The organism is Eubacterium sp. AF15-50, from assembly GCF_934835595.1.
Classification (GTDB): Bacteria; Bacillota; Clostridia; order Lachnospirales; family Lachnospiraceae; genus Eubacterium_G; species Eubacterium_G segne.
This window is the reverse complement of record NZ_CAKVZL010000118.1, coordinates 1-5,413: the sequence shown is the minus strand read 5'-3', so window position 1 is coordinate 5,413 and position 5,413 is coordinate 1. Positions and strand designations below refer to the sequence as shown.

The following is a 5,413-nucleotide window of genomic DNA, read 5'->3' as shown; positions in this document are numbered from 1 at the left end:
TGGAATTAATATATCTTCTCCATCACAAATTGCATCAACTTCCACCTCAGTACCCTGAAGATACTTATCTACCAAAATAGGATGATCCTGAGCTATTCTGTTGATAATTTCCATAAATTCCTCAACTTCCTGGTCGCAGGTTGCTATTTGCATTCCCTGTCCTCCAAGAACATACGAAGGTCTTACAAGTACGGGATATCCCAGTCTGTTAGCTACATTCTTAGCTTCTTCCGCAGTAAATACAGTTCCCCCTGTAGGTCTTGGAATCTTGCACTGTTCAAGAATTTCGTCAAACAACTCTCTATCTTCAGCGGCATCAACATCCTCAGCCTTTGTACCAAGAATAGGAACCCCCATCTTCATAAGAGATTCTGTCAGCTTAATAGCTGTCTGTCCACCAAACTGAACTACCGCTCCATCCGGTTTTTCAATGTTTACAATGTTTTCAACATCTTCCGGCGTAAGTGGTTCAAAGTAAAGCTTATCAGCTATATCAAAATCAGTTGAAACTGTTTCAGGGTTATTATTTACTATAATTGTTTCAAATCCTTCTTCTTTAAATGCCCATGTACAATGTACAGAACAGAAGTCAAATTCTATACCCTGACCGATACGGATAGGACCTGAACCTAAAACCAATACCTTCTTTGGCGGGTTTGTTTCAACTGATTCATTTTCCCCTCCATATACTAAATAATAGTATGGAGTTGCTGCCTTAAATTCAGCAGCACATGTATCAACTATCTTATATGCAGCCACAATATTGTTATCGTAACGCATGTTTTTAATTTCTTCTTCGCTTTTTCCTGTAAGTCTGCTAATTACAGTATCAGGGAATTCAATTCTCTTTGCTTCCTTTAACAGTTCAGGTGTAAGAGGCCCGTTCTTTAACGCATTTTCCATTTCCACAATAATGGCAAGTTTGTCTATAAACCACTTGTCTATCATGGTAACTTCATGAATGTGGTCGTAACTTACACCACGTCTTAATGCCTCTGCAATAACCCAGATACGTCTGTCATCAACTTTGTGAAGCATATCTTCTAATTCTGAATCACTTAATTTTGAGAAATCATAGTCAAGAAGACATTCAACATGCTGCTCAAGTGAACGTATAGCCTTCATTAAAGCACCTTCAAAGTTGTTACAGATACTCATAACCTCACCGGTAGCCTTCATCTGGGTAGTAAGCTTTCTGCTGGCTGTAATAAACTTATCAAATGGAAGTCTTGGGATTTTTACTACACAGTAATCCAGTGTAGGCTCAAAACTTGCATATGTTTTCTGAGTAATTGCATTCTTAATTTCGTCAAGAGTGTAACCTAAAGCAATCTTTGCAGCAACCTTGGCAATAGGATAACCTGTAGCCTTTGATGCTAATGCTGATGAACGGCTAACTCTAGGGTTTACCTCAATTACGCAATACTCAAAGCTTTCAGGATGAAGTGCATACTGAACGTTACATCCACCTTTAATGTTTAATTCATTTATAATGTTAAGAGCTGATGTTCTAAGCATCTGATGCTCTTTATCTCCTAATGTCTGAGACGGTGCAACAACTATACTGTCACCTGTATGTACACCAACAGGGTCAATATTTTCCATGTTACATACTGTAATGCAGTTTCCTGCAGAGTCACGCATAACTTCGTACTCTACTTCCTTCCATCCTGCAATACATCTTTCTACTAAAACCTGACCTACACGGCTAAGTCTTAATCCGTTTTCAAGAATCTCAACTAATTCAAACTGATTGTGAGCGATACCACCGCCACTGCCACCAAGGGTATATGCCGGACGAAGAACTACCGGATATCCAATCTTGTTGGTAAATTCTATACCGTCTTCCACATTTTCAACAACTAAAGACGGAGCACATGGCTCGCCGATTTTCTCCATTGTTTCCTTAAATTCAAGACGGTCTTCTGCTTTCTTAATAGTCTGTGATGTTGTACCTATAAGTCTGCAGTTATGTTCCTCTAAAAATCCCGTTTCAGCAATTTCCATGGCAAGGTTAAGTCCTGCCTGTCCACCAAGGGTTGGAAGAATACTGTCAGGTTTTTCTTTTTCTATAACTTTCTTAAGTACCGGCACTGTAAGAGGTTCAATATAGACCTCATCTGCAATATCCTTATCTGTCATAATTGTAGCAGGGTTTGAGTTAAGTAATACTACTTCAATGCCTTCTTCTTTTAAAGAACGGCATGCCTGTGTTCCGGCGTAATCAAATTCTGCTGCCTGACCTATAACAATAGGACCTGAGCCAATAACTAATACTTTCTTTATTCTGGTATCTCTAGGCATTTTTTCTCACCTCCATCATATTGATAAATTCATCAAAAAGTGTATCCGAATCCTGTGGTCCCGGACATGCTTCCGGATGGAACTGAACCGTAAAAATATTCTTATTAATATATCTTAAACCTTCTACTGTCTTATCATTTACATTTACAAAGGCAACCTTTGCCACATCCGGATTAATAGTATCTCCATCTACCATATATCCGTGATTCTGGGATGAAATATAAACTCTTCCTGAATCTATATCCTTAACAGGATGGTTTCCTCCTCTGTGTCCATATTTCATTTTCTTTGTATCTGCCCCTGTAGCTAAAGCCATCAGCTGATGACCTAAGCATATGGCAAATATTGGTATATCTGTATCATATAACTTTCTAATCTGTTCAATTTGATAAACGCATTCTTTTGGATCTCCCGGTCCGTTTGATAACATAATTCCGTCCGGATTAGCTGCAATAATTTCTTCTGCAGGTGTATCACATGGATAAATTGTAACATTGCATCCTCTCTTATTAAGGGACTTTGCAATATTATTTTTAGCTCCAATATCAAGTAAAGCTACGTTAAATCCATCACCCTTTAAAACTTTTTTCTCTGTACAGGATACTTTCTTAACAACTCCTGTAACTGTATATTCTTTTATCTTAGGTAATACCTCGTCTAAATTATAATTTTCATTAGTGGTAATCATACCGTTCATTGTACCCTTTTCACGAAGAATCTTTGTAAGGGCTCTTGTATCAATGCCGGCGATTCCCGGAATATCATGTTCCTCCAAAAAGTGCTGGATGGTATCATCACTTCTGAAGTTACTTGGCATACGGCTTAATTCATGTACTATGTAACCATCAGGCCATGGTTTAAGTGATTCCATATCTTCATGGCAAATACCGTAATTACCAATAAGCGGATATGTCATGCATACTGCCTGTCCTGCATAGCTGGGATCAGTAAGCACTTCTAAATATCCCCACATTGAGGTATTAAATACTATTTCTGAAATAATTTCTTTTGTAGATCCAATAGATGTTCCTTTAAAGACTGTACCGTCTTCTAAGATTAGAAAAGCGTTCATAAATGTATTTCCTTTCGTAAGTTTAATTTAAGATATATATTCTTTTGTAATGTGCATAACTTACCTATGCACAAATTGAAAATATTATAGCAGAAAAGCATTTTTTATACAATACTATTTTACTATATAAGTTTTCTTTTTTTGATTAACAAAATAATCTATTAACTCCTCATAGATTTCCCTGCCCTCCTCTTCGGACAGACTATCTACAAATTCGTCAATGTCTTCAATATGTTCTTCTTTACCAAATAATATGTAATCTGCAGAGACTCCAAACTTTTCGTTTAACGTTTTTAGCATATTTATGGTTATTGCCATAGTTCCTGACTCAATTTTTTTATAGGCAGAAAGAGAAACATCTAATTCATTTGCCATTGCAGTCTGAGTGTAGTCCATACCATTTCGTATTTCCCTAACCCTGTTTCCTGTTTCTAAATTTCTTTTTCTCTCTTCTGACAGCATAATTTATCCTTCCTGTATTTCCATGTCAAAAACTACTGTTTATCATCACATACCTTTTCTTCTAATTTCTTATAATCTGAAATCAGACTATGTAACTTTTTCTTTTCATCTTTGCCCAAATCAAACACAAACTTCCTGTTATCAAGGGTTATTTTTATATTTACGTTTTTACTTTTGACTATTTTTTCAAATTCGTCAATGTTCTCTGTGGAAAACGCCATTGCATTATATGTATTCCCATCATCAGCACTTTTCTTTTCATCCTTAAATATATTAAACTTAAGGCTTTCTTTGTCTGATAAAATGGTAAATTCCTTTGAAATTTTGTCATCTTTTATATCGGAAACATTATAAAATCCACCAAATATTATTCGTGGGTCTAAATAATACTCTCCATCTTCGCATGATACATAAAATCTGAAATACAGGCTAAATACCTCTTCTACACTTTCACCTCTGTACATGGGAAATTCAAATCTGTAAAATTCCTTTTCCTGCCTATTTCCCTCCAACGCACTGTCATTCCATATTTTTTCGATATCTTTTCGCTGCAATCCTATTTTACTGCTTTGTATGGTAGATGTTTCCTTAGTGTTTTGATTCTCATACTTTGTGTAATCTTTGCTGTTGTTTTCTTTTATTCTATACATTATTACCAGTGCCATAATCAAAATTAAAATGCATGTCATGACAATTGTAACTGCTGTTTTTTTCCTTTTATCCAAGGTACCCTCCCTGTATTGTAAAGCATATTTTTTAATTTAAGGCATACCGTTTTATGTGCCCGAACATAATTATTATATATCTTTTTTCATATGCTTTCAATAAAAAGGGAGGATACCTTCAGGCATTTTCGAGAAACTTTCCATTGCCTTATCATTCATTACCAATTCAAATCCCAATCCCAAAGGTATTTCTTCACTATTTTTTCCATACTCTTCTATAATATTCCTGCCGCCTGAAGTATCATGTATATGACTCCCACAATCCAGCTGGAAAATATTCCATACAAAATAACCGGCCCTGCAATGGTAAATATTTTTGCTCCAACACCAAATATCTGCCCTTCTGCCTTAAATTCAATTGCCGGTGCCACCACTCCATTGGCAAAACCTGTTATGGGAACCAGACATCCGGCTCCCCCTTTTTTGGCTATTTTCGGATAAATATTAAGACCTGTTAAAATAACACTTTCTAAAATAAGCACCAGTGTAGTCCAGGCTGCGGCATCCTCTTTGTTCATTCCAAAGTAAGTAAATATTGCCACCCATATCTGCCCCATAAGGCAAATAATTCCCCCTATCCAGAATGCATTAAACACATCGGTAAACAACTTATTGTCAGGAGTTATCCGATTAACATATTCATTATATTTTTGTTTTCTTTCTTCGCTTTCCATTACTTTCCCCTTTATGCTTTCATTAATGCTATTTTTTAACCCATCCGTTAGCGAACTGAATTATTGCCGCCGTTACTTTTCCCACTGCCACAGCTAAGATAATATAACTAAAACCTATTCTCAGTTTCACTCTTCTGGCAAAAATTGCCGTAGCATTTAATGCCTCAGCTAAAGAT

At 36.3% G+C, this 5,413-nt stretch carries 6 protein-coding genes; all 6 read right to left on the bottom strand.

Features of this window, described 5'->3' with window-relative positions:
• The coding region (carB, locus tag Q5O73_RS09960) for a carbamoyl-phosphate synthase large subunit (protein WP_302669608.1) at nt 1-2,304 on the bottom strand (2,304 nt) is incomplete at its 3' end.
• Nucleotides 2,297-3,376: a carbamoyl phosphate synthase small subunit gene (locus Q5O73_RS09955; protein WP_021953405.1), complete on the bottom strand. Its 1,080-nt coding sequence runs from the start codon at nt 3,374-3,376 to the stop codon at nt 2,297-2,299. The genes Q5O73_RS09955 and carB, both read right to left, overlap by 8 nt.
• 114 nt (nt 3,377-3,490) lie before the next feature.
• Nucleotides 3,491-3,838 (bottom strand): helix-turn-helix domain-containing protein, encoded by a 348-nt coding sequence (locus tag Q5O73_RS09950; protein WP_021953406.1) that lies wholly within the window; start codon nt 3,836-3,838, stop codon nt 3,491-3,493.
• A gap of 32 nt (nt 3,839-3,870) precedes the next feature.
• Complete coding sequence (locus tag Q5O73_RS09945; RefSeq protein ID WP_021953407.1) at nt 3,871-4,563, bottom strand: hypothetical protein; 693 nt, start codon at nt 4,561-4,563, stop codon at nt 3,871-3,873.
• 215 nt (nt 4,564-4,778) lie between these two features.
• Nucleotides 4,779-5,237 carry a SpoVA/SpoVAEb family sporulation membrane protein gene (locus tag Q5O73_RS09940; RefSeq protein ID WP_302669607.1) on the bottom strand — a complete coding sequence of 153 codons (459 nt, stop codon included), beginning with the start codon at nt 5,235-5,237 and terminating at the stop codon, nt 4,779-4,781.
• Between the two features lie 28 nt (nt 5,238-5,265).
• On the bottom strand, nt 5,266-5,413 hold a 148-nt coding region (locus Q5O73_RS10685), incomplete at its 5' end, for a stage V sporulation protein AB (protein ID WP_368076763.1).

Bases quoted from the DNA above. Each gene is read 5' to 3' on its own strand.
- Q5O73_RS09955 (WP_021953405.1), bottom strand. From the start codon at position 3,376: ATGAACGCTTTTCTAATCTTAGAAGACGGTACAGTCTTTAAAGGAACA.
- Q5O73_RS09950 (WP_021953406.1), bottom strand. From the start codon at position 3,838: ATGCTGTCAGAAGAGAGAAAAAGAAATTTAGAAACAGGAAACAGGGTT.
- Q5O73_RS09940 (WP_302669607.1), bottom strand. From the start codon at position 5,237: ATGGAAAGCGAAGAAAGAAAACAAAAATATAATGAATATGTTAATCGG.